Source organism: Rhodoplanes roseus, assembly GCF_003258865.1.
Lineage (GTDB): Bacteria > Pseudomonadota > Alphaproteobacteria > Rhizobiales > Xanthobacteraceae > Rhodoplanes > Rhodoplanes roseus.
Map to the genome: position 1 here is coordinate 1 of NZ_NPEX01000666.1, position 441 is coordinate 441.

Annotated in this window: 1 protein-coding gene; it reads right to left on the reverse strand. The window is 71.7% G+C overall.

Annotated features, from left to right (window positions below):
- Window positions 1-174 precede the first annotated feature (174 nt).
- On the reverse strand, window positions 175-441 hold a 267-nt coding region (locus CH341_RS34780), incomplete at its 5' end, for a hypothetical protein (RefSeq protein ID WP_170149899.1).

Genomic DNA, 441 nt, shown 5'->3' on the forward strand with positions numbered 1-441 from the left:
AGCAGGTCGGCGGCCCGGGAGTCGACCAGGCCCCAGACCTGCGCAAATCCCGACACCAGCCGCTGCAGCACCGAGCCCGCGTCGCGCGGCCAGGCGATGCCGGTCGGCAGCAGAGCTGCGAGCGCATCGGCGTAGTCGCCGCCGCCGCGGCGGACGTGCCTGTCCATGGATGCCTCAGACGAACGTGACGGTGCCGAGCATCGGCATGTGCCCAGGCGACGGCATCGGGGCCGACACGAAGGCGAGCTCGTGATGGTCTTCTCCGACGGCTTGGGAGATCGCCTCGTCGACCCAGGATCGATACATGGTCTGCCCGGGCGCCGAGCGGCCGGCCCGCCACTCCCGCCGTCCTCCGGCGAGCTGAACCGCCTGTCCACGTTCCATGGTCTTCAGGGCCGCGATGATCGCGGCGCGGGTGGCGGCGTCGTCGTAGGTGAGGCC